Annotated in this window: 24 protein-coding genes and 1 pseudogene; all 25 read left to right on the top strand. The window is 45.5% G+C overall.

Features of this window, described 5'->3' with window-relative positions; genetic code table 11:
- The first annotated feature begins 5 nt into the window (after nt 1-5).
- The 25 genes and pseudogenes from flgC to IRE19_RS12800 all read left to right on the top strand — a co-directional run bounded on the left by flgC (nt 6) and on the right by IRE19_RS12800 (nt 20,823).
- On the top strand, nt 6-461 hold the full coding sequence (gene flgC, locus IRE19_RS12920; RefSeq protein ID WP_203340702.1) for a flagellar basal body rod protein FlgC: 456 nt from the start codon (nt 6-8) through the stop codon (nt 459-461).
- Between the two features lie 342 nt (nt 462-803).
- Nucleotides 804-1,100 carry a flagellar hook-basal body complex protein FliE gene (fliE, locus tag IRE19_RS12915; RefSeq protein ID WP_191715140.1) on the top strand — a complete coding sequence of 99 codons (297 nt, stop codon included), beginning with the start codon at nt 804-806 and terminating at the stop codon, nt 1,098-1,100.
- Between the two features lie 25 nt (nt 1,101-1,125).
- Entirely contained in the window at nt 1,126-2,772 is a 1,647-nt protein-coding gene (gene fliF / locus IRE19_RS12910; RefSeq protein WP_203340701.1) for a flagellar basal-body MS-ring/collar protein FliF, read from the top strand.
- An 11-nt stretch (nt 2,773-2,783) separates the two neighbouring features.
- Nucleotides 2,784-3,797 (top strand): flagellar motor switch protein FliG, encoded by a 1,014-nt coding sequence (fliG, locus tag IRE19_RS12905; protein WP_203340700.1) that lies wholly within the window; start codon nt 2,784-2,786, stop codon nt 3,795-3,797.
- The gene (locus IRE19_RS12900) at nt 3,790-4,587 is read left to right on the top strand and encodes a FliH/SctL family protein (protein ID WP_203340699.1); all 798 of its coding nucleotides are present in this window, start codon (nt 3,790-3,792) and stop codon (nt 4,585-4,587) included. The genes fliG and IRE19_RS12900 overlap by 8 nt, the downstream gene beginning before the upstream one ends.
- Nucleotides 4,568-5,884 (top strand): flagellar protein export ATPase FliI, encoded by a 1,317-nt coding sequence (gene fliI, locus IRE19_RS12895; RefSeq protein WP_191715144.1) that lies wholly within the window; start codon nt 4,568-4,570, stop codon nt 5,882-5,884. The genes IRE19_RS12900 and fliI overlap by 20 nt, the downstream gene beginning before the upstream one ends.
- Nucleotides 5,871-6,356, top strand: a complete 486-nt coding sequence (fliJ, locus tag IRE19_RS12890) for a flagellar export protein FliJ (protein ID WP_203340698.1) — start codon at nt 5,871-5,873, stop codon at nt 6,354-6,356. The genes fliI and fliJ overlap by 14 nt, the downstream gene beginning before the upstream one ends.
- 4 nt (nt 6,357-6,360) lie before the next feature.
- On the top strand, nt 6,361-7,710 hold the full coding sequence (locus tag IRE19_RS12885; RefSeq protein WP_203340697.1) for a flagellar hook-length control protein FliK: 1,350 nt from the start codon (nt 6,361-6,363) through the stop codon (nt 7,708-7,710).
- Nucleotides 7,711-7,726: 16 nt separating this feature from the next.
- Nucleotides 7,727-8,188: a flagellar hook assembly protein FlgD gene (gene flgD, locus IRE19_RS12880; RefSeq protein ID WP_191715147.1), complete on the top strand. Its 462-nt coding sequence runs from the start codon at nt 7,727-7,729 to the stop codon at nt 8,186-8,188.
- 42 nt (nt 8,189-8,230) lie between these two features.
- Nucleotides 8,231-8,980: a flagellar hook-basal body complex protein gene (locus IRE19_RS12875; RefSeq protein ID WP_203340696.1), complete on the top strand. Its 750-nt coding sequence runs from the start codon at nt 8,231-8,233 to the stop codon at nt 8,978-8,980.
- A 27-nt stretch (nt 8,981-9,007) separates the two neighbouring features.
- Nucleotides 9,008-9,244, top strand: a complete 237-nt coding sequence (locus IRE19_RS12870) for a flagellar FlbD family protein (protein ID WP_301610584.1) — start codon at nt 9,008-9,010, stop codon at nt 9,242-9,244.
- Between the two features lie 13 nt (nt 9,245-9,257).
- The gene (gene fliM / locus IRE19_RS12865) at nt 9,258-10,241 is read left to right on the top strand and encodes a flagellar motor switch protein FliM (RefSeq protein ID WP_203340695.1); all 984 of its coding nucleotides are present in this window, start codon (nt 9,258-9,260) and stop codon (nt 10,239-10,241) included.
- Nucleotides 10,231-11,278, top strand: a pseudogene (gene fliN / locus IRE19_RS12860) (flagellar motor switch protein FliN). Before fliM ends, fliN begins: the two are co-directional and overlap by 11 nt.
- A 26-nt stretch (nt 11,279-11,304) precedes the next feature.
- Nucleotides 11,305-11,952: a flagellar biosynthetic protein FliO gene (locus IRE19_RS12855; protein WP_238943205.1), complete on the top strand. Its 648-nt coding sequence runs from the start codon at nt 11,305-11,307 to the stop codon at nt 11,950-11,952.
- Entirely contained in the window at nt 11,949-12,638 is a 690-nt protein-coding gene (fliP, locus tag IRE19_RS12850) for a flagellar type III secretion system pore protein FliP (protein ID WP_203340693.1), read from the top strand. The genes IRE19_RS12855 and fliP overlap by 4 nt, the downstream gene beginning before the upstream one ends.
- Nucleotides 12,639-12,654: 16 nt before the next feature.
- Nucleotides 12,655-12,924: a flagellar biosynthesis protein FliQ gene (gene fliQ / locus IRE19_RS12845; protein WP_191715152.1), complete on the top strand. Its 270-nt coding sequence runs from the start codon at nt 12,655-12,657 to the stop codon at nt 12,922-12,924.
- 6 nt (nt 12,925-12,930) lie between these two features.
- On the top strand, nt 12,931-13,710 hold the full coding sequence (gene fliR, locus IRE19_RS12840; RefSeq protein WP_203340692.1) for a flagellar biosynthetic protein FliR: 780 nt from the start codon (nt 12,931-12,933) through the stop codon (nt 13,708-13,710).
- A complete protein-coding gene (gene flhB / locus IRE19_RS12835; RefSeq protein ID WP_191715154.1) occupies nt 13,711-14,799 on the top strand; it encodes a flagellar biosynthesis protein FlhB in 1,089 nt (362 codons plus the stop codon).
- 22 nt (nt 14,800-14,821) lie between these two features.
- On the top strand, nt 14,822-16,861 hold the full coding sequence (gene flhA, locus IRE19_RS12830; protein ID WP_191715155.1) for a flagellar biosynthesis protein FlhA: 2,040 nt from the start codon (nt 14,822-14,824) through the stop codon (nt 16,859-16,861).
- Nucleotides 16,858-17,898: a flagellar biosynthesis protein FlhF gene (locus IRE19_RS12825; RefSeq protein ID WP_203340691.1), complete on the top strand. Its 1,041-nt coding sequence runs from the start codon at nt 16,858-16,860 to the stop codon at nt 17,896-17,898. Before flhA ends, IRE19_RS12825 begins: the two co-directional genes overlap by 4 nt.
- Nucleotides 17,891-18,760: a MinD/ParA family protein gene (locus tag IRE19_RS12820; protein WP_203340690.1), complete on the top strand. Its 870-nt coding sequence runs from the start codon at nt 17,891-17,893 to the stop codon at nt 18,758-18,760. The genes IRE19_RS12825 and IRE19_RS12820 overlap by 8 nt, the downstream gene beginning before the upstream one ends.
- Before the next feature lie 36 nt (nt 18,761-18,796).
- Nucleotides 18,797-19,555: a FliA/WhiG family RNA polymerase sigma factor gene (locus tag IRE19_RS12815; RefSeq protein ID WP_203340689.1), complete on the top strand. Its 759-nt coding sequence runs from the start codon at nt 18,797-18,799 to the stop codon at nt 19,553-19,555.
- A 27-nt stretch (nt 19,556-19,582) separates the two neighbouring features.
- Nucleotides 19,583-20,014 (top strand): DUF6115 domain-containing protein, encoded by a 432-nt coding sequence (locus tag IRE19_RS12810; protein ID WP_238943204.1) that lies wholly within the window; start codon nt 19,583-19,585, stop codon nt 20,012-20,014.
- Nucleotides 20,015-20,452 (top strand): YaaR family protein, encoded by a 438-nt coding sequence (locus tag IRE19_RS12805; RefSeq protein ID WP_203340688.1) that lies wholly within the window; start codon nt 20,015-20,017, stop codon nt 20,450-20,452.
- A gap of 20 nt (nt 20,453-20,472) precedes the next feature.
- The gene (locus tag IRE19_RS12800; RefSeq protein ID WP_203340687.1) at nt 20,473-20,823 is read left to right on the top strand and encodes a PilZ domain-containing protein; all 351 of its coding nucleotides are present in this window, start codon (nt 20,473-20,475) and stop codon (nt 20,821-20,823) included.
- The last annotated feature ends 82 nt before the right edge of the window (nt 20,824-20,905 follow it).

Genomic DNA, 20,905 nt, shown 5'->3' with positions numbered 1-20,905 from the left:
AAAAGATGAGTTTATTTAATGGATTTAACATCAGTGCTTCAGGGCTGACGGCGAACCGGTTGCGCATGGACGTTGTCTCTGCCAATATCGCCAACGCGAACACCAATCGTGCTGAGCTGGTCGATGGGGAATGGATGCCTTACCGCCGGAAAACGGTTGAGTTGTCGCAAAGTGGAACATCGCCTTTTGCCAACCAACTCCAGTCAGTGATCAATAGAGGGAATACCGCGGTATCAGGTGTGAAAGCATCGGAAATCAGAGAAGACCAGACACCTTTCACCATGAACTATGATCCGGAACATCCGGATGCGGGAGAAGACGGTTATGTGCGGTCATCCAATGTCGATCCATTGAAAGAAATGGTCGACCTGATGTCTGCAACCCGTTCATATGAAGCAAACGTCACCGCCATGAACGCTTCCAAAAGCATGTTCATGAAAGCATTGGAGATTGGTAAGTAAATCAGTTACTTTCACTTTTGATATTCCGCAAAACAACTCCGCTTTCCTGCGGGCGAGCGCCAAGCCGCTTCGTCGCTGCGCTCCTGCAGGGTCTCGGCTGTCTCACTATCCCGCGGGAGTCTCCGCTGTTTTGCTCCATATCTTATATAGAAACAGTGAAAAATTTAATGTCGCTTCTAAGTTAATAAGTTTCTTAGCGCCGACGCGTCCAGGGGCTAAGCGAAGCGAGAAGACAGGCGTTCTTTGCCTGGCTTCTTGCGGGAGCTATGCCCAAAGCGGCCGGAGCGGTGTAAAAAAGGTAAATTCTTCATCTTAAAATATAGAGAACATTAAGGAGGCACCATGGAAAAAATTAGCCAAGTTCAGACGCCTTTCATTCAAAATCAATTGCTCGATAAAGTAAAACCTGAAAACAAAGTTGAAGGGTTTGGGGAAATATTTAAAGACGCGTTGAAAGAAGTTAGCAAAGCACAAAATGAATCAGATAAATTGACCAATCAATTGGTGACAGGAGAAGTACAGGATGTACACGAAGTCATGATCGCTTCGCAAAAAGCCAGCTTATCGCTGCAGATGACCATGCAAGTGAGAAACAAGGTTGTCGAAGCTTACCAAGAAGTTATGAGAATGCAAGTATGATACGAACTGGCGGGATGATGACTAGATGAAAGAAAAGTTTTCGGCATATAAATCGAAGTTGAGTGAATCATGGGCCAGTTTTTCTCCTGTAACAAAATGGTCTGTCATTGGCTCATTTTTAATCACTTTGTTAATTTTGATTGTCTTCGTTTTTCTCAGCAACCGCTCCGATTTTTCGGTATTGTACTCGAATTTAACAGCGGCAGAAGCAGGAGAAATCAAAGCAGCAATTGAGGCACAGACCATTCCGGTGGAAGTATCAGCCGATGGCACGACCATCAGTGTGCCTAAAGAACATTTAGCGAACTTGAAAGTCAGTTTGGCGGCAGAAGGCATTCCGAAAAACGGCAATGTCAATTACGGCATATTCAGCGAAAACATGGGCCTCGGCATGACCGACCGCCATTTTGATGTGGTCGAGCGTGACGCGATGCAGAACGAGTTGGCGTATTTGATCCAACAGATTGATGGTGTGACGGAAGCGAATGTCATGATCACGCTGCCGAAAGAAAACGTCTGGATTACCGATGAAGAACAGACATCTACAGCGTCCATCGTCGTCAAAGGCGATCCGACATTTCAATTAGATCAGAAACAAGTTAATGGGTTGTATCACTTGATCAGCAAATCGGTTCCAAGTTTACCGCCTGAGCAGATTGTCATCATGGATCAGAATGGGCAAGTGTTTGAAGTGCAGGATGCGAGCCAAGCGGATACAAATTTGACAGCTTATCAGCAGCACCGCGAAATCCAAAAAGGGATCGAGCAGGACATTCAGCGTGAGCTGCAGCAAATGCTCGGCTTGCTTTTAGGGCAGGATAAAGTCGTCGTTTCTGTTATGACGAATATTGATTTTACGAAAGAAAAGCGGGAAGAACAATTGGTTGAACCCGTCGATATTGAAAACAACGAAGGTTTGGATATCAGTGTGGAACGGATTGTGGAAACCTACTCGAGTGAAGGTACTGTAGCGGAAGACGCAGCGGGAACTGGAGACACCGAAGTCGCGAATTATCCGGCTGGAGATGCAGCTGGAAACAGCGAATCCGAACGGACAGAAGAACGCATCAACAGTGAAGTCAACCGCATCAATCGCCAAATTGAAATGAGCCCGTACGTCATCGATGACATTACAATCAACGTCGGTGTGGAACCGCCAGTGCCAGAAAATCCAGCGAGTTTATCGCAGGAAAACATCACCGACATCAGCAACTTGCTGAAAAATGCAGTGAGTACTTCATTGAGCATGAATGAATTCCCAGTAACGGAAGCGGAACTGGAAGACAAGATTTCGGTGTTTGCAACAGAATTCCAGGGCCGTCCGGCAGTTGAAGAAGAAGAACCGGAAACCACGTTCCTGTCAGGCATACCGAATAATCTGCTGCTCGTTATTGGTGCAGCCGTGGTGTTGCTGATCATCATCATTATTGCGGTCATCTTGCTTCGCAGAAAGAAAAAAGAAGAACTATTTGAAGAAGACTATGATTTTGGAGGATTTGAACAGGCATTAGCCAAGTCCAATCAAGTAAATCTGGAAGCAGAAGAAGAAGAAATGGACTTGTCCGAGTTCAGTGCCAAAGCAAATCCAAAACGAAAAACTATTGAAAAGCTTGCCAAAGGACGACCTGAAGACTTTGCTAAATTGTTGCGGTCATGGATGGCAGATGACTAGGAGAGTGGCAAATGGTTAGACGCATGAGAGAGTTCACAGGGGTACAAAAAGTAGCCATTTTGTTGGTCGGCTTAGGGCCGGATGTCTCCATTGAAATATTCAAGCAGTTGACAGAACCGGAAATCGATCAATTGACTATGGAGATTTCCAACGTTCGCCAATTGAAAAAAAGCCAGACGGAAGACGTCATCAATGAATTCTATGAAATGATTTTAGCTCAGGACTATATGAATGAAGGCGGATTAAGCTATGCCCGCAACATTTTGGAACAGGCATTGGGGAAAGAAAAAGCGATAGATACCATCAACCGCCTCTCGAACAGGCTGCAAGTAAAGCCATTCAGTTTCGCTCGAAAAGCCGATCCCAACCAGATTTTAAATGTTTTGCAGCACGAGCAGGCTCAAACAATTGCGTTGGTGCTGTCGTATTTGGATCCCAAGCAATCTTCACAGATTTTGTCTCAGCTTCCTGCTGAAAAACAAGCGGAAGTGGCAAGAAGAGTTGCGTTGATGGAAAGCACATCACCTGATGTCATCCATCAAGTGGAACAGATTTTGGAACGTAAGCTGACTGCCACAGGAACACATGATTATACTGCTACCGGCGGAGTCGAAACCATTGTCCGTGTATTGAGCAATGTTGACCGAGGAACAGAAAAATCCATTTTGACGAACCTTGAAAACGGCAGTCCAGAATTAGTAGCCGAAATTAAGAAGCGGATGTTTGTCTTTGAAGATATTGTCAATCTTGAAATTCGTTCGGTGCAACGGATTGTCCGTGAAGTGAGCGATGCTGATTTGATGTTCGCTCTGAAAGTAGCGAGTGAAGAAGTCAAAGACAGCATTTACAGCAATATGTCGACTCGCAGAGCGGAAGCCATCCGTGAGGAAATTGACGTGATGGGCCCTGTGAAACTGAAAGATGTAGAAAACGCACAAACAAATATTGTCGGGTTGATTCGAAACCTTGAAGAAAAAGGAGAAATTAGCGTTTCCCGTGGAGAAGGGGATGAAATGATTGTCTAATATCATTCGCCTTTCTCAGACATCATCAAGTGAAAAGAAAATCATCCATACCCGAAAGATTGAAATGAAAAAAACTGTGTTCAATGATTCCGAAACGGATCCGAGGGAACAGCGGCAACAATTATTGCAGGAAATCATGGATTTGGAAACACGCCGTGAGCAATTGCGGATCCAAATTTCAGAAGAACAGCAAAATGCTCAGCAGGAAATCAATGAATGGTGGCAAGTTAAACAGCAGGAAGCCCGACAACAAGCTGAAAAGCTGGAGCAGGAAGCTGAACAACAAGGGTTTCAAGCTGGATTTACGCAAGGTCTCCAACAAGCAGAGCAGGACAGTGTTGAAAAGCGCTCGGAGATGAACCGTTTATTGGAAATTGCTTATGAAGAAAAAGTGAACATCATTCAACAGGCAGAACCGTTTTTATTGTCGTTAAGTGTCAAGATTGCAGAAAAAGTGATTCACAACGAATTAAATCAAGATGAACAACAAGTGCTGCACATTATTCAACAGGCATTAAAGCAGGTGGAAGAATCGGAAGATGTGACAATGCAGGTTTCTCCTGAAGATTACCCGTTGATCATTCCATTTTTGGAAGAGCTCAAGACCTATGTTAAAGCAGATTCGGAATTGAAGCTGATTCCGGTTGCCAGCCTGACGCCAGGGGGCTGCAGAATCCATACAGCAAGCGGTTCTTATGACGCGATGGTCGATAATCAGCTGGAAGAAATCAAGAACCAATTGCTTTCTTACTGTGAGGAGAAAACAAACGATGAATCTGTGGGCAGATGAATATTTAGAATTGATGAATGACATTGAACCGATCAAAAAGCATGGGAAAGTGATCCAGGTCATTGGTTTGACGATTGAATCAAGAGGGCCGAATGCAAAAATCGGTGAGCTTTGTCTCCTATACCCGAATCGCAATGAACCGCCCATTGAGGCGGAAGTTGTCGGCTTTAAAGAAAACCGGATCATGTTGATGCCTTTGCAGGATCTTTCGCAGGTCGGTCCGGGATGCCTGGTGGTTGCGACCGGAGGACCGCTTCAAATCAAAGTGGGTCCATCTATTCTAGGGAAAGTCCTCGATGGAACAGGTATGCCGTTAGATGAGAGTTTGTTGCCGCGCGGCCTGAAAAAGTATTCGACCAACAACGCTCCGCCGAATCCGTTGAAACGTCCGCGGATCGACAAATCGCTGGAAGTCGGCGTCCGTGCAATCGACGGCTTGCTGACAGTCGGGCAAGGCCAGCGGGTTGGGGTGTTTGCAGGAAGCGGCGTCGGAAAAAGTACGTTGATGGGCATGATCGCCCGCAATACAGAAGCCGATATTAACGTGATTGCGTTGGTTGGGGAACGTGGCCGGGAAGTCCGTGATTTCATTGAACGGGACCTTGGACCAGAAGGATTGAAGAAATCGGTGGTCGTCGCAGCGACTTCCGATCAGACTCCGATGCAGCGCATTAAAGCTGCGTTGACTGCAACTGCCATTGCGGAATATTTCCGTGACCAAGGAAAGAACGTCATGCTGATGATGGATTCGGTTACCCGTTTCGCCATGGCCCAGCGTGAAGTCGGGTTGGCGGTGGGGGAACCTCCGACCAGTAAAGGCTATACGCCGAGCGTCTTCGCCTTGTTGCCTAAATTGCTGGAGCGCTCAGGCACTTCAAGCAAAGGGTCCATCACCGCTTTCTATACGGTTTTGGTGGATGGCGACGATATGAATGAACCGATTGCCGATGCGGTGCGCGGAATTTTGGATGGCCATATTGTGTTGGACCGAAAAATTGCCCAAAAAGGCCAATTCCCAGCGATCAATGTCATGGCCAGCGTCAGCCGGGTTATGCATGAAGTCGTATCGGCGGAACATCAGCTGGCCGCGCGGGAATTCAAGCGGCTTTTGGCGGCTTATGAAACATCGGAAGACCTCATCAACATCGGTGCTTACAAGAGCGGCGCCAATAAAGAGATCGATGATGCCATCCGGTCGCATCCGCTGATTAAAGAGTATCTGCAGCAGGACATTTACGAAAAAGCCAAGCTGGAACAAAGTGTAGAACGGTTAACAGCACAATTTGGAGGCGTTTAAACTGACAGGATTCAACTTTCGATTTCAAAAGATATTGGACTTAAAAGAAAATGAAAAAGGCGTTGCGCAGCTCCAAATGGCTGAAGCCATTAAACAGCATGAAGTGGGACATCAACGCAACAGAGCCATTGAAAATAAAATCAATGATATAGAACAATTGAAAAATGCCAAGCAACAAAGCGGCGTCAATATATCGGAACTGAGAATGCTGGAAGAATACATCCATCAGCTTCAAGACCAATCGCTTTCCTCCAAAAGAGAGCTTGAATATTTACAAAAAAACGTTTCGGCGTCTCAAGGTTTATTGCAAAAGAAAGCGCAGGAAGAAAAAACCTGGGAAAACCTGAAACAGCAGAAACTGAATCATTTTCAGGAAGAAAGCAAAGCGGCTGAGCAAAGCTTTTTTGATGAAATGGCCAGTACGCGCTTTTATCGCTTATCCAAAGCGAATAGCTTAGCGGAAGGAAGTTAATCAGATGGAAGCCATAAAAATAGCGGTTCCCCAAACGGTTACTCTACCTGCAAAACCAATCGTTGCAACGGCTCAAGATCAAGCAATGTTTGCTTCTCTGCTGGAATCGTTAAGTGGAGAAGCGGAACTTCCGGCAGAAGAACAGGCACCTGAAAAAGAGTTGTTGGAAAGTCTGGAAAGCCTGCTGGCATTTTTACAGGAACTGCCGACTGGCAAACAACTGCCCGAAGCGCCGGATTTTCAATACGCTGTCTATCAGTTGGCGAATCTTCAAATTGAAAATGGAGAGATTCGCATCCCTTCAACCAGCAAGTCGGGTGAAACTAGTGAACCTATAACTGATGGCACGGGAAAGCTGATTGGGTTGCTTGAAAAAATCCAGCAGAACCTGCAGATTCTCTCCGCCGAATTTACTACAGAATTCGCAGGCTCGGTTGTCTTTACGGGGGCAGATGGAAAAAAGAATGCGATAAATGCCAATACCTTAGAAAAAATTTCAACCCAACTCGATAATGTGATTTCGATTCTCGAAAAGCAACAGCAGCTAATGTCGGTTCAGCAATCTAAGATAGATGGACAAGAATTAGCAGTGTTGCCACCGATTGAAGGAATGAAACCTGTCAGAGAGGCTTTGAAGTATTCAAATGAAATCACCAAACCGGTAGAGGATGTGTCAACAAAGCCTGTTGACATCCAGCAGATTCCGCAGAAAAACGAAGCGAAGGAAGTACAGCCGGCCATCAAGCAACAACCCACTGACGAACTTCAAACGAAAGTGCCGGCCGAAAACAAAGCGCCTCAAGAGCCGGCTGTTCAACCGACTGCGGCTGTTGAATCTGGAAAGACTGCAGGTGCTGTGGTCCGGACGGAAACCAATCCCCCGACTCCTTTTGTCCGGTTAGCCAACCTTTTGGAAGACTTGGGCGGCATGTTGAAAAGCTCCATGCGTTTGGTGGAAAGCCAGGAAGGCATGAAGATGCGCGTTAATATTTTCCCTGAGCATCTAGGCCATCTGGAAATCTTACTGACGTCAACAAATGGCAAGCTGGCCGCACAAATACTGGCGAGCACTCCAATGGCGAAAGAAGCCATTGAACTTCAGCTGAATCAATTGCGGGCTTCGCTGGTTCAGCAAGGGGTGGCGGTGGAGAAAATTGAAGTGCTGCAGCAAAGTTCGCAGCAGCCATTCAACCAACAGCACTCCCAAAACAACCAACGGTTTACACAGCCTCAGCAAGGCCAAGGTTCTTCTGGAAACAGCAAAAATGGTTATTTGAAAGAAGACGACAATGTCGTTGCTGAACGCAGGCAATCGTTAGGTGAGGGTTTGATGAAAGTGGATTACACCGTATAGAAGAAAGGGTGTTTAGATGAACGTTACAAATGCAACGGCAGGAACGACTAACACTCCGGCTGCTGATACAGCAAGCAAAACAGACCCTAAAAATTCGTTGGGGCAAGATGCCTTTCTTAAAATCCTGGTGACGCAAATGCAGCATCAAGACCCAATGGAGCCATTGAAGGATACAGAATTTATTGGGCAAATGGCGCAGTTCACCAGTTTAGAGCAACTGACGAATTTAAATAAAACAATGACGCAATTTGTCAGCAACCAGGGAGCTTCTTCCCTGGCGGATTACGCACACTTAATTGGGACTTCAGTTAAATGGGAAACAGAAACGGATTCAGGCGAAGGAATCGTCAAAGCCTTGTCCAGCAAGAATGGCGAATTGATTGCTGAACTTGAAGGATCCGATATAAAAGTGCCAATCGAGTCCATTCAACGAATCGAGAAACAATCAGCAAGCACAAATGAACAAGAAACTGTGTAATCCATTTTGGATCAAATGCAGTTCTTGAAAGGGGAAAATTAAATGTTACGTTCAATGTACTCAGGTGTATCAGGTATGAAAAATTTCCAAACGAAACTGGATGTTATCGGGAACAATATTTCCAACGTCAATACAATCGGCTATAAGAAAAGCACGATTAACTTTCAGGACTTGATGAGCCAGAACATGTCCAATAGCGGAAGCAACCCGATGCAAGTTGGATTGGGATCATCAACTTCTTCCATCAATGTGGTTCATACACCAGGTTCTTCGATGTCAACTGGGGTAGCGACTGATTTAACTGTTAGTGGAAATGGTTTTTTTGTAGTAGGGACTCCAGGAGACTTTAATTTAACACGTTCCGGAAGTTTTACAGTAAATAATGCTGGGGTTTTAAAGACAGCACAAGGTCAAGATGTATTGGATTCTCAAGGGCGAACAATTACTATCCCAGAAAACAATCGCGATTCTTTTGGAATCAACAGTGCGGGACAAATTGTAGTGCCGGGATCAGTAAATCCTATTGCTACATTAGGAATTATTACAGTCGATAACCCAAGTAGTCTTCGTAAAGTGGGAGGGTCTATGTATGGAGCACCAGCCAATTCTACGCCTACCACTGCTGCACTTGCGGAAGTATCCGTCGGTTCCGGACAACTTGAAATGTCCAACGTTGACTTAACGGAAGAGTTCACGGAAATGATCATCGCACAGCGAGGGTTCCAAGCAAACTCACGGACAATCACTACTTCAGATGAAATTCTGCAGGAAGTCGTCAACTTGAAACGTTAATAGAGGAGGCTTAGGCTGAGCAAAGATTTGCTTTGCTCAGCAATCGATATGATTCAATTAACCAGGTTAAACCGATCAGCGATCGTATTGAATGCAATCTATATTGAACGGCTGGAATCGACACCGGATACGGTGGTGACATTGACGACCGGCAAGAAAGTCCATGTGTTGGAAACCGTTGAGGAAGTTATGGATAAAGTGACGGTGTATTACCGGAAACTGAACATTTTGCCTCGTTTGCATGAGCCGAACCTGGACGAATGAGGGGGCAATCAATTTGACAGATGTTTTATCAGAAGAGAATATCGAAACCATTCTTTCGGCAATGGGGCAACAAGAACCGAAAGCTGTCGAGAAGAAAAGAAATGTCCAAGTTTACGATTTTAAAAAAGCGCTGCGTTTTTCGCAGGATCAAATCCGGACCTTGTCCCGAATCCATGAAAATTTTGCACGTTTGTTGACTTCTTATTTTTCTGCCCAGCTGCGGACTTATGTTCAGATCCACGTAGATGCAGTTGAGCAGCTTTCTTATCACGAATATATCCGGAATGTCCGGAAAAAATCGATTTTAGGTGTGTTTGAAGCAATGCCGCTGCAGGGCAGCATGGTCATGGATTTTTCCCCGAATGTGGCATATGTCATGTTCGACCGGCTTCTGGGAGGCCAAGGCACTGTTCTGGAAAAGGACAATGAGTTGACTGAAATTGAAATCAGCGTTATTGAGCGGGTATTCTCGAAGTCATTGGAAAGTTTCCAAGAAGCTTGGTCTTCAGTGTTGAAGCTAACTCCAGAACTGAAAGAGATTGAAGTGAATCCTCAATTTTTAACAATGTCCCCACCAAACGAAACGGTCATTCTGGTCAAGCTTAGCGCGAGAATAGGGGAAGTCGAAGGCTTCGTCAATATCTGTTTGCCCCATGTGGTGCTAGAGCATATTCTGCCGAAGTTATCGGCGAAACACTGGCTGGCAAATCAGAAAAAAGCAGTTGAGTCACATGAGCTGGAAGCACTGGAAGAAAAGCTCCAAGGCACCAAAATGGAAATAAAAGCTGTTTTAGGAAAATCAACGATTGAACTTGGAGATTTTCTGAACTTGAAGAATGGCGATGTGATTCGTTTGAATGAATCCTACGATGCACCTGTCACACTTCTAGTAGACAACAAAACGAAGTTCCATGCACAGCCTGGAGTCTCGAAAGGCAGAATGGCAGTACAGATAACGGAAGTGACCGTTGCGGGAGACTTGTCTGATGAGGATTAATCAGCTATTTTCTGAAGAATTATCACGAATGTTAAAGCATAAAAAGACAGGGGGAAAAGGCGATGCCTGAAAGTTCATTGTCCAAAACTGAAACAGAAGCAGTCAGCGAATTGCTGAATGCATCATTGAGCGGATCGGCTGCCGTGTTGTCTTCTCTGCTTTCTGAACAGGTTTTTGTGACTGCGCCCGTTTTGAGCGTGACCCATAGAGATGAAGTGTTGGCATCAGCCGCTGCACCATTTTATGTGGTTTTGGGGGAATACAGTGGAGCAGCCAATGGAATGCAAATTCTGTCCATATCGAAAAAAGATGTTGATGCTGCGGCTGGAATAACTGGCTTAGCTGATGTGGAAGAAGAAAAGCAATTTCAGCGTGTACAGAAAATAATCGGAACCATGTTTGAATCGGTGGCAAAATCGATGTCGGCGCTGCTGGAAGCGGAAATTTCCCATTCTTTGTCCGGTATGGATACTGTAGAACAATTGGAAGATTTTCCGTTAGCTAATTTCACTAAAGAGCAATGGTTTGTGGAAGCTAAATTTGAACTCAATATTGGCGGCAAACAGAATGTTCGTTTCCATTTATGTATTTCAGTGGCGTTGGCAACACAACTGGCAGCGATACTGACCGAACCGTTTAATGATGAAGAAATAGAGGAGATACGCGAAATGCCAATGCAATCAGATAAGCAGCCGAACGAAACAATCCAAGAAACACCGACTGTGCAAAATGTCCAGTTTTCAAGTTTCGACAATACGGAAACAGCACAAACCGAGCCAAATAACCTGAATATGCTGTTGGATATACCGCTTCAAGTGACGGTGGAACTGGGGCGCACAAAGCGCATGGTTAAAGACATACTGGAAATCTCCCAAGGGTCCATCATTGAACTGGATAAATTAGCTGGAGAACCGGTTGATATCCTGATCAATAACAAGCTGATTGCAGTGGGAGAAGTAGTGGTCATCGATGAGAACTTCGGCGTCCGCGTGACGGATGTGCTGAGCACAGCTGAACGCATCTCGAAACTGCGTTAATGCCTGATAGAAGGAGTTTATCCAGATTGAACAAATCATTGTTTTTAGTCATACCGCTAATTATGGCGATACTAATGCTGTCTGTACTGTCCGTGCCATTGTCTGCCCAAGCCAACCCGAATGTGGTGGAATGGCTGAATAACGAAGAACCCGCAGAAGAAGTCCCGGTAGATGAAGCAGAAGCGGCGCCAATAGAAGAAAAAAGTCTGGCGGGCATCATTGTTCAATTGGTGCTCTACACGCTGTTGATTGTGGCGATGATTTACGGCCTGATCAAGTTTTTGGCAGCACGCCAGAAAAACTTTCAGCCGAACCAGGCGGTCAAGCTCATGGGCGGTACGCCGCTTGGCAACAACAAGTCGCTGCAGCTGGTGAAAGTTGGCGGACAGATGTATTTGATTGGTGTCGGCGATGAAGTGACGTTGATTAAAGAGTTCTCGGATGCAGCGGAAATCAGCGGCATCGAAAAAGACTTTGAACAGCAGCAGCCCGCGCTTTCTAAAAATCTGTTCGACTTTACAAAAAAGAAAATCGGCAGTTTTTCAAAAAGTCCACAGAAAAGTGGTTTTGATCAGCTGTTCAAGCAAAGCTTGAACAAGCAAAAAGCCCAGCAACAGGAACTTGAGGAAAAACTTGTGCAAGAACAGAAAGATAAGGAAGGACGTCCGCTATGATTCCGGAAATTTTATCATCCATCAATATTCCGGGCATCGATTTTGGCGGAGAGTCACCTGAAGATGTCTCGACGACGCTCCAGTTGTTCTTCTTGCTGACTGTTTTGTCTCTGGCTCCAGGCATCCTCATTTTGATGACCAGTTTCACGCGGATCATCATCGTCCTGTCGTTTGTCCGCACGGGTCTTGGTACGCAGTCCATGCCGCCGAACCAGGTATTGGTCGGATTGGCCTTATTCCTGACGTTCTTCATCATGTCGCCGATTGCGGTGGAGATGAATGAAACAGCCCTGCAGCCTTATCTGGACGGGGAGTTGGAGCAGCAGGAAGCGCTTGACACAGCCATTGTTCCATTAAAGCAATTCATGGCACAGAACACTCGGGAAAAAGATTTAGCTTTGTTTTTCAAATACGCCGAGTTGGAAAAGCCTGACAGCATTGAAGAAATTCCGTTGACATCATTGATTCCGGCATTTGCCATCAGTGAGCTGAAAACGGCATTCCAAATTGGCTTTGTTATTTTCATTCCTTTTTTGATCATCGATATGGTCGTAGCCAGCACGTTAATGGCAATGGGGATGATGATGCTGCCTCCGGTCATGATTTCATTGCCGTTTAAAATTTTGCTGTTCGTCTTGGTGGATGGCTGGTACTTAATAATCGAATCGCTGCTTGTCAGCTTTTGACGAAGGGAAGAAAACGATGACTCCAGATATGGTGATCAAACTAGCCGAACAATCGATATTTACCATTATCCTTATATCCGCTCCGATGCTGTTGATTGCGTTGGCGGTCGGATTATTGGTTAGTGTTTTCCAGGCGATGACGCAAATTCAGGAACAGACATTGTCGTTCATCCCCAAAATATTGGCGGTCTTCATCTCGCTTGTAGTTTTTGGGCCTTGGATGCTGACGCTGTTATTGGATTACACGAGAGACCTGTTTCAGCAACTGCCAAGAATCATCGGGTAAAGGGATATGGAAATGATTTTTGACATACTGCCTTACTTTCTATTGATGCTTGTCCGCTTGACCAGCTTCTTTCTAATCGCTCCGCTGTTCTCGATGCGGGGTGTACCCACTCAGTTCAAAATCGGCATCGCCGCTTTTCTGGCATATGTAGCTGTTTCGACTCTTCCGATGAACGAATCGATTTTACTGGACTCTTCTTATATTTTATTGATCCTCAAAGAACTCGGAACCGGTTTGGCACTCGGCTTCACAGCGGCGTTGGTGCTATATGTAGTGCAGATTGCTGGAGCGTTCATCGATTTCCAAATGGGTTTTTCCATGGCCAACGTATTGGATCCGCAAACAGGTGCCCAGGTGCCGATCATCGGCCATTTCAAGTACATGCTGGCGCTCTTATTCTTACTGACAGTCAACGGCCATCACTTGATGCTGGATGGCGTCATGCAGAGCCTCCGCGTGTTTCCGGTGGAGCGTTTGGCGATTTCAGTGAAGGCTGAAGACATCGCCCACTTTATGACCGGCTTGTTTACGGAAATGTTCCTGATTGCGTTGCAGATCGCTTTGCCGATTGTGGGTGCTTTGTTTTTAGTGGACATCGCCCTCGGTATTTTGGCTAAGACGGTGCCGCAGCTGAATATATTTGCGGTTGGTCTGCCGTTGAAGATTTTTGTCGGCTTTATCATGCTGTTTCTGACCATGCCCGTGTTCTTCTACATCCTGCAGATTCTTTTCGAGAAACTGTTGGTGAGCATGGCTCAGCTGATCAGTTTATTAGGAGGAACATAAGTGGTGAAAAGGTATCCCTTGGACCTGCAATTTTTTGCCGGTGAAAAAACTGAAAAAGCGACACCGCAAAAACGTCAGGAGTCCAAGCGGAAAGGCCAAGTCGCCAAAAGTCCGGAAGTCGCGGCTGCCATGATTATATTAGGGGGCATCATGCTGCTGAATTCGATGGGCGGCTGGATGTTGGACCGGATATTGGCTATTTACCGCATTCATTTCACTGAATATATTTCCTGGGAAATAACGCCGGCGACGATCCGTACATTATTTGAACAAATGGCGATGAATGCATTTTTATTAATGCTGCCCATCATGCTGGTTGGGGTAATCTTCGGTTTTCTGGGAAACTTTATTCAAGTAGGGGCCATCTTTACGACTGATCCCATCATGGCGAAGCTCGAACGCCTGGATCCGGTCAAAGGGGCGAAGCGGATTTTCTCTCTTCGTGCCCTGGTGGAATTAGGCAAATCTCTGCTGAAAATCGCCATTATCGGCGGTGCCGCTTTTGGTGTGCTGTGGACCAGTAAAGCAGAACTGTTTACACTGTCCCAAAAAAGCATCAGCTTTTCTTTATCCTTTATCGGCTCATTGGTCTTTAAAATGGGTCTGACTGCTGGCATCATCCTGCTGTGTTTATCGATCATGGATTATATGTACCAAAAATACGAATTTGAAAAAGGCATACGGATGTCGAAACAGGACATCAAAGATGAATACAAAAAAGCGGAAGGCGATCCGCTGATCAAAGGAAAAATAAAAGACAAGCAACGGCAAATGAGCATGAATCGCATGATTCAGGATTTGCCTGGCGCGGATGTATTGATCACCAATCCAACGCATTACGCAATCGCCATCAAATACGATGCCGAAACGATGGCGGCTCCGGTCATCATCGCAATGGGCAAAGATCATCTGGCGTTAAAGATTAAAGCAAAAGCAAAAGAATTTGGAATTGTGACGATGGAAAATAAACCTCTTGCGCGCGCACTGTATGCCCAGGCTGAAGTCGGAGATACCGTTCCGGAAGAGTTGTTCCTGGCTGTGGCAGAGGTTTTAGCATATATTTACCGATTAAAAGGAAAAATCCGATGAACAAGAAAGAGGAGGGATACGCGTGAAATTTAGAGATTATGCCATCATGGTAGCCGTCATCATGATTGTGGTGATGATGGTCATCCCTCTTCCGCCGCTCTTATTAGATGTCTTAATCATGATCAATATCAGTCTTGCCTTAACGATCTTGTTAGTGGCAATGAATACAAAAGAACCGCTGCAATTTTCTATTTTTCCTACTTTATTATTATTAACGACTTTATTTCGTTTAGGCTTGAACGTCTCGACGACGCGTTCGATCCTCACTAACCAAACCGGTGGACAAGTCATTGAAACATTCGGCTCATTTGTGGTCGGTGGCAGTGCCATCATCGGGATTCTGGTATTCCTGATCCTCGTCATCATCCAGTTCCTGGTCATCACAAAAGGATCGGAACGCGTAGCGGAAGTGGCTGCACGTTTCACACTCGATTCCATGCCCGGCAAACAGATGAGCATCGACGCTGATCTTGGCGCTGGCATGATTTCGGATCAAGAAGCCAAGAACCGCCGCGAGAAAGTCAGCTCAGAAGCGGATTTCTATGGTGCCATGGACGGTGCCAGCAAATTCGTCAAAGGAGATGCAATTGCCGGCATCATCATTACGCTCATTAACATTATCGGCGGTTTGCTGATTGGTGTGATGGTCCACAAGCTGCCATTCGGTGAAGCGGCCCAGCTGTTCACCCTGCTGTCGATCGGAGACGGTTTGGTTTCTCAAATTCCAGCCCTACTGATCTCTACTGCAATGGGTATTGTCGTAACTCGCGCAGTATCGGATGGCAATCTGGGTTCGGATATCACCAAGCAGCTTTTTGCTTATCCGAAAATGCTGTACATCGTAGCTGGAACCTTGGTCATGTTTGCAGTGTTTACACCGATCAGCCCGTTGTTGGTGGTGCCGATTGCAGGTGTCATCGCTTATGGCGCGTTCAGTATGCAAAAGACCTTGAAATCTGAAGAAAAACAGGACGTCGACTTAAGCAAAGATGAAAAAGAAATCGAAGGGATGAAAAGCCCGGAAAGCGTCATCGACTTATTGCATGTCGACGCCATCGAATTTGAATTCGGCTATGGCCTGATTCCGATTGCCGATAAAAACCAAGGCGGTGATTTGCTGGACCGTGTCATCATGATTCGCCGGCAATGTGCAATGGAACTGGGCATTGTGGTTCCAGTTATTCGGATCCGTGATAATATTCAGCTTCAGCCCAATGAATATGTCATCAAGATCAAAGGGAACCGGGTAGCGTCGGGTGAAATCATGCTCGACCATTACTTGGCGATGAGTCCGGGCATTGACGACGAAGCGGTAGAAGGCATTGAAACCGTTGAACCCGCCTTCGGCATGCCGGCTCTATGGGTCAATGAAGACATGAAAGAAGAAGCCGAAATGGCAGGCTATGCCATCGTCGACCCGCCTTCTGTCGTTTCAACTCACCTGACGGAAGTCATCAAGCGCCATGCCCATGAACTGATCGGCAGGCAGGAAGTGAAATCATTGATTGAAAATGTGCGGGAAACTGCCCCGGCAGTAGTGGAAGAATTGGTGCCGCAGCTGATGACAATCGGCGAAGTGCAGAAAGTGCTGATGAAGTTGTTGAAAGAAAAAGTATCGATCCGCAATTTATTGGTCATCTTGGAAACGCTGGCCGATTATGCTTCGCAGACAAAAGATACAGACCTATTGACAGAATACGTTCGCCAGTCCTTATCGCGCCAAATTACATTGCAATACGCGACTCAGAAAGAGCCGTTGCAAGTGATTACAGCTGGAGCAAGCCTTGAGAAGAAGTTCGCGGATTCGGTTCACCGGACGGAACAAGGCAATTACTTGTCCATCGATCCGGAGTCTTCCCAGACAATTTTCCAGAAGATTACGGAACAAGCCGCACAGCTTCAGCAAACCGGCGTCCAGCCGATTCTGCTGACGTCTCCGGCCATCCGGATTTACATGAGGCAGTTCGTGGAGCGTTTTGCCCCAGATCTGCCGGTACTGTCCTATAACGAACTGGAACCCGAAATTGAAATTCAAAGTGTTGGAGTGGTTAACATCTCATGATGCTGAAAACCTATATCGTCGGCACAATGACCGAAGCGATCCCGCTGATCAAGCAGGATTTAGGTGCTGATGCTTTGATCTTGAATACCAAAAAAATCAAAACCGGCGGATTTCTTGGGTTTTTCCAGAAAGACAAACTGGAAGTCACTGCTGCTGTTGACCCCGAAGTGAAGCAGGAGATGCAGGTCCAGCAAGTTGAATTTCCAAAAGCTGCGACCAGTGTAACACTGGAAATCGAATCCACTGCTGAACTGCTTCAGGGAATAAAAAGACTATTGGCGGCACAGGAAGTGGCAGTGGATGTCCAAGGGGAATTGCTTTTAAAACTGCTTTCAAGACTAAAGGACAAAACTGACTATACGTTAGAGATTGTGCATCAGATGGCTCGCGAAGAATTGATGGAGATGGTTGAAAACAATCAAAGCCGAAGGATTGTTACAGAACCGGAAATCATTTGTTTTATGGGTCCGACGGGTGTCGGAAAAACAACGTCCATCGCTAAAATTGCTGCTGATTATATGCTGAACAAAGATAAAAAAGTGGGATTAGTTACTGCAGATAAGTATCGCATTGCCGCAGTAGAGCAATTGAAGACCTATGGCAGCATCTTGAATATTCCGGTCAGAGTGGTTGAAACGGCAGGAGATGTGTTGGTTGTACTGGAGGATTTTCAGGACTGTGACATCATTTTAATGGATACGGCAGGACGCAATTATCAACAGGCCCAGTATATCGAAGAGTTGAAACGATTATTGCCGCTTGCCAGCAAGATTCAAATTCATTTGGTGTTGAGCTTGACCGCAAAGTACGAGGATATGAAAAAAATCATAGATAATTTTCAATCGCTTTCCGTGGATGAATTGTTGTTAACCAAAAAAGATGAAACCAGTTCTGTGGGAGCGATCCTCAACTTAATTCATCATTATGATATCCCCATTCGCCAGATCGCCAATGGGCAAAATGTTCCCAACGACATACTGAAAGTCACTCCAAGTGTAGTGGCGGATTTTATATTGGAGGAAGACAATCATGCTTGATCAGGCAAATGGTCTAAGAGAAAAGATGAAGAATCAGCAACCCGAAAATCCTGGCAGGAAAGCTGGTAAAAAGACCCGTGTCCTGGCAGTCACCAGCGGCAAAGGAGGGGTGGGAAAGTCAAACTTCGCTTTGAACTTTGCATTAAGCTTGATCGAGCAAAACAAGAAAGTATTGATTTTTGATGTTGATCTTGGCTTTGCCAATATTGAGGTGCTTCTTGGCCTTATGCCGCGGGAAACCATCGCAACGATGATCGAAAAAGATCTGGCTGTACAGGACATAATCGAAGAAGGACCGAATGGCTTGCTGTTCATTTCAGGAGGCAACGGTTTTAATGAATTATTTCAGATGAATGATCTGAAATTGGAAAAATTCTTTAAGGAATTGGGCACTCTGCAAGGCAAGGTGGATTACATCATCTTGGATACTGGAGCTGGCTTATCTTATGAAAATCTCCGGTTTATCTTGGCGGCAGATGATGTCATTCTGGTGACGACTCCGGAGCCGACGTCGATTACGGATGCCTACTCAGTTGTAAAAATGGTCCAGGGCATCGATCCGAATGTCCACTTGAAATTGGTGGTCAACCAATGCATCAGCGAAAAAGAGGGGCAACAAACGGCAGACAATTTCAAACAGGCTACTGAGCAATTTTTGGGTAAAGAAATTGGCTCATTGGGGTGCATCCCGAGCGACGCGCGCGTACCGGAAGCTGTGAAAAGGCAGCAACCGCTTCTCCTGGCCTATCCGAACAGCGAATCGGCAACAGCCATACGCCAAATGGCAAGTGGATTTCTGCAGCTGCCGTTGCCGTATAAGCTCGGCCTTAAAGGCTTTATCATGAAAATCTTGTTTAAATAAGGGCGGTTTTTTCGCTTGGAAATGGTGGTGAAAATCATGCTGAACCAGAAACTATCAAAAGAAGAACTTAATTATTGGGGTGACTGGCAACAGCACCGGGATCCGCAGGCTGGCGATTACCTGGTTGAGCAGTATCTTCCCTTAGTGGATTACGTCATACAACGCTTTATGATCAGTTTGCCTAAAACTGTGGAAAAAGACGATGTCCGAAGCTATGCCTATGAAGGATTGCTTGATGCGTTGAGCAAATTCAACATCGAGCGGGATCTGAAGTTTGAAACCTATGCTTCCTGGCGCATTAAAGGGGCTATTATTGATGGGCTGCGGAACAGTGATTGGCTTCCGCGTTCTGTCCGGGATAAAGTGAAAAAAATTGAAAAGGCCTATCTATTGCTGGAACAGGAGAATAACGAATCGGTCTCTGATGACCAAGTCAGCGCCTACTTGGGCATCACCAAAGCAGAACTTAACAAGACGGTTTCTGAAGCCGCCTTATCGACAATGATTTCAATGGATGATGAACATTTCCAAGAGCAAGGGACAATGGGTAGCTACTATGCCGATTCCCCTGAACGTCACCTGTCAGAGCAAATGACCAAGGAATCTCTGGTCCGTGCGATTGATAAATTGCCGGAAAAAGAAAAAATCACCGTTTCTTTATGTTATTTTGAAGAAATGAAATTAACCGAGATTGCGGAAATTCTCAATGTCAGCGTTTCAAGAGTCTCACAGCTTCACTCGAAAGCCATGCTGCGTTTGCATGCTTCGATTTTATCCGTACATGATAATTATTAAGGTGCAATCAGAACAGAAGGTGCGGGGATGACAATGGAATGGCTATCGGTCGCAATAATCTTCTTATTGCTGGCAATGAATATAAAGTTGATGCTATCTGTTAAAAAGCAGCAGGCGGAACAAGCGCCAGTTGGAATCCATGAAGATATGGCGGAATTCATAGCCCAACTTGAAAAAGAAAATAAGGAACTTTACGATAAATTACTTTCCCATCTGAAAGGCAGCGAGTCGGATTTAGTGGAGCGAATTGAACGTTTGGAAGAAAAACTTGCCTCTGAGTTTGAAGAGGTGCCGGAAATCGATTCTATAGAAACTGAAAAGATCATGCAGCTTTCCAGACAAGGATTTTCTTTCGAACAAATTGCCAAAGTGCTCCAAACGGAGTATGGAAAAGTGGAACTCGTCGTTAATAGAAACAATCAGCATCATGAGAATACGAAAGAAGACGAGGTGCTGTAAATGCGCATTGACAGTCAAAGCAATATCCAAAACGAACGGCTTTCGGTACAGGGCACGGGAAATAAGAGCGGAGAGCTTTTTATGAATGCCATGAAAAAATCCCAATCAAAGCTTCACAATGATTCCCTGAACCAATTGATGGGGCGTGTGGATGCGCAAGGCCAGAAGCTTTCCAACCAGCGGACACTCGAAAACCTATTGAATTACAAGCAGGCAGTCAAGCAATTCGTCAGCGAATCCATACGGCATGGTTTGCGTTTATCTGATGAACAAAGCCACGCACCAGGCGGAGGAATGAAATCTCATCAGGTCATCAAAGTGATTGATCAAAAACTGATTGAAATTCAGGACGAATTATTGAATAATGAAGAAGCTGGCATCGGTACTTTAGATCTAGTTGGGGAAATTAAAGGCTTGCTCGTTAATTTGTATATGTAACCAGGGGTGGAGAGGGCGAAATGGGAGAAAATCGTCGCGAATTTTTTAGGGTTATTTTTAATCAGGCTGTGAATGGGAAACTATCGGTTTACGGAGGCAGATTCTTGCCGATCGAGATTTACAATGTCAGTGTAGGGGGACTGGTGTTTTCTTCAGCGCTTAATATTCCTTTGCATGAAAGTGTAAATTGCAGCTTTCACATACTGGACAGTGTTTTTTTGTTGGAAGGGTCGATTGTTCGAAAATCAACAAGAGGAGATACCGTAGAATACGGAATGGAGTTCTCCGTAAATCAAGGAACTTCTTCGGAGTTGTTCAAGCAACTGAATTACTACCAGATTCGTCAGCGCAAAGGTTTATTGGCAGAGTAATGCCACGAGTTGCGTTTACAAAGAGCAGACCCTCGGGCTTGTTCTTTTTTTGTTGCTGTAAATGTCTGAAGTTCGTCTGAGC

The sequence above is a fragment of the Planococcus beijingensis genome (assembly GCF_016820615.1).
GTDB lineage: Bacteria > Bacillota > Bacilli > Bacillales_A > Planococcaceae > Planococcus > Planococcus notacanthi.
This window is presented reverse-complemented; position numbering and strand designations above follow the sequence as displayed.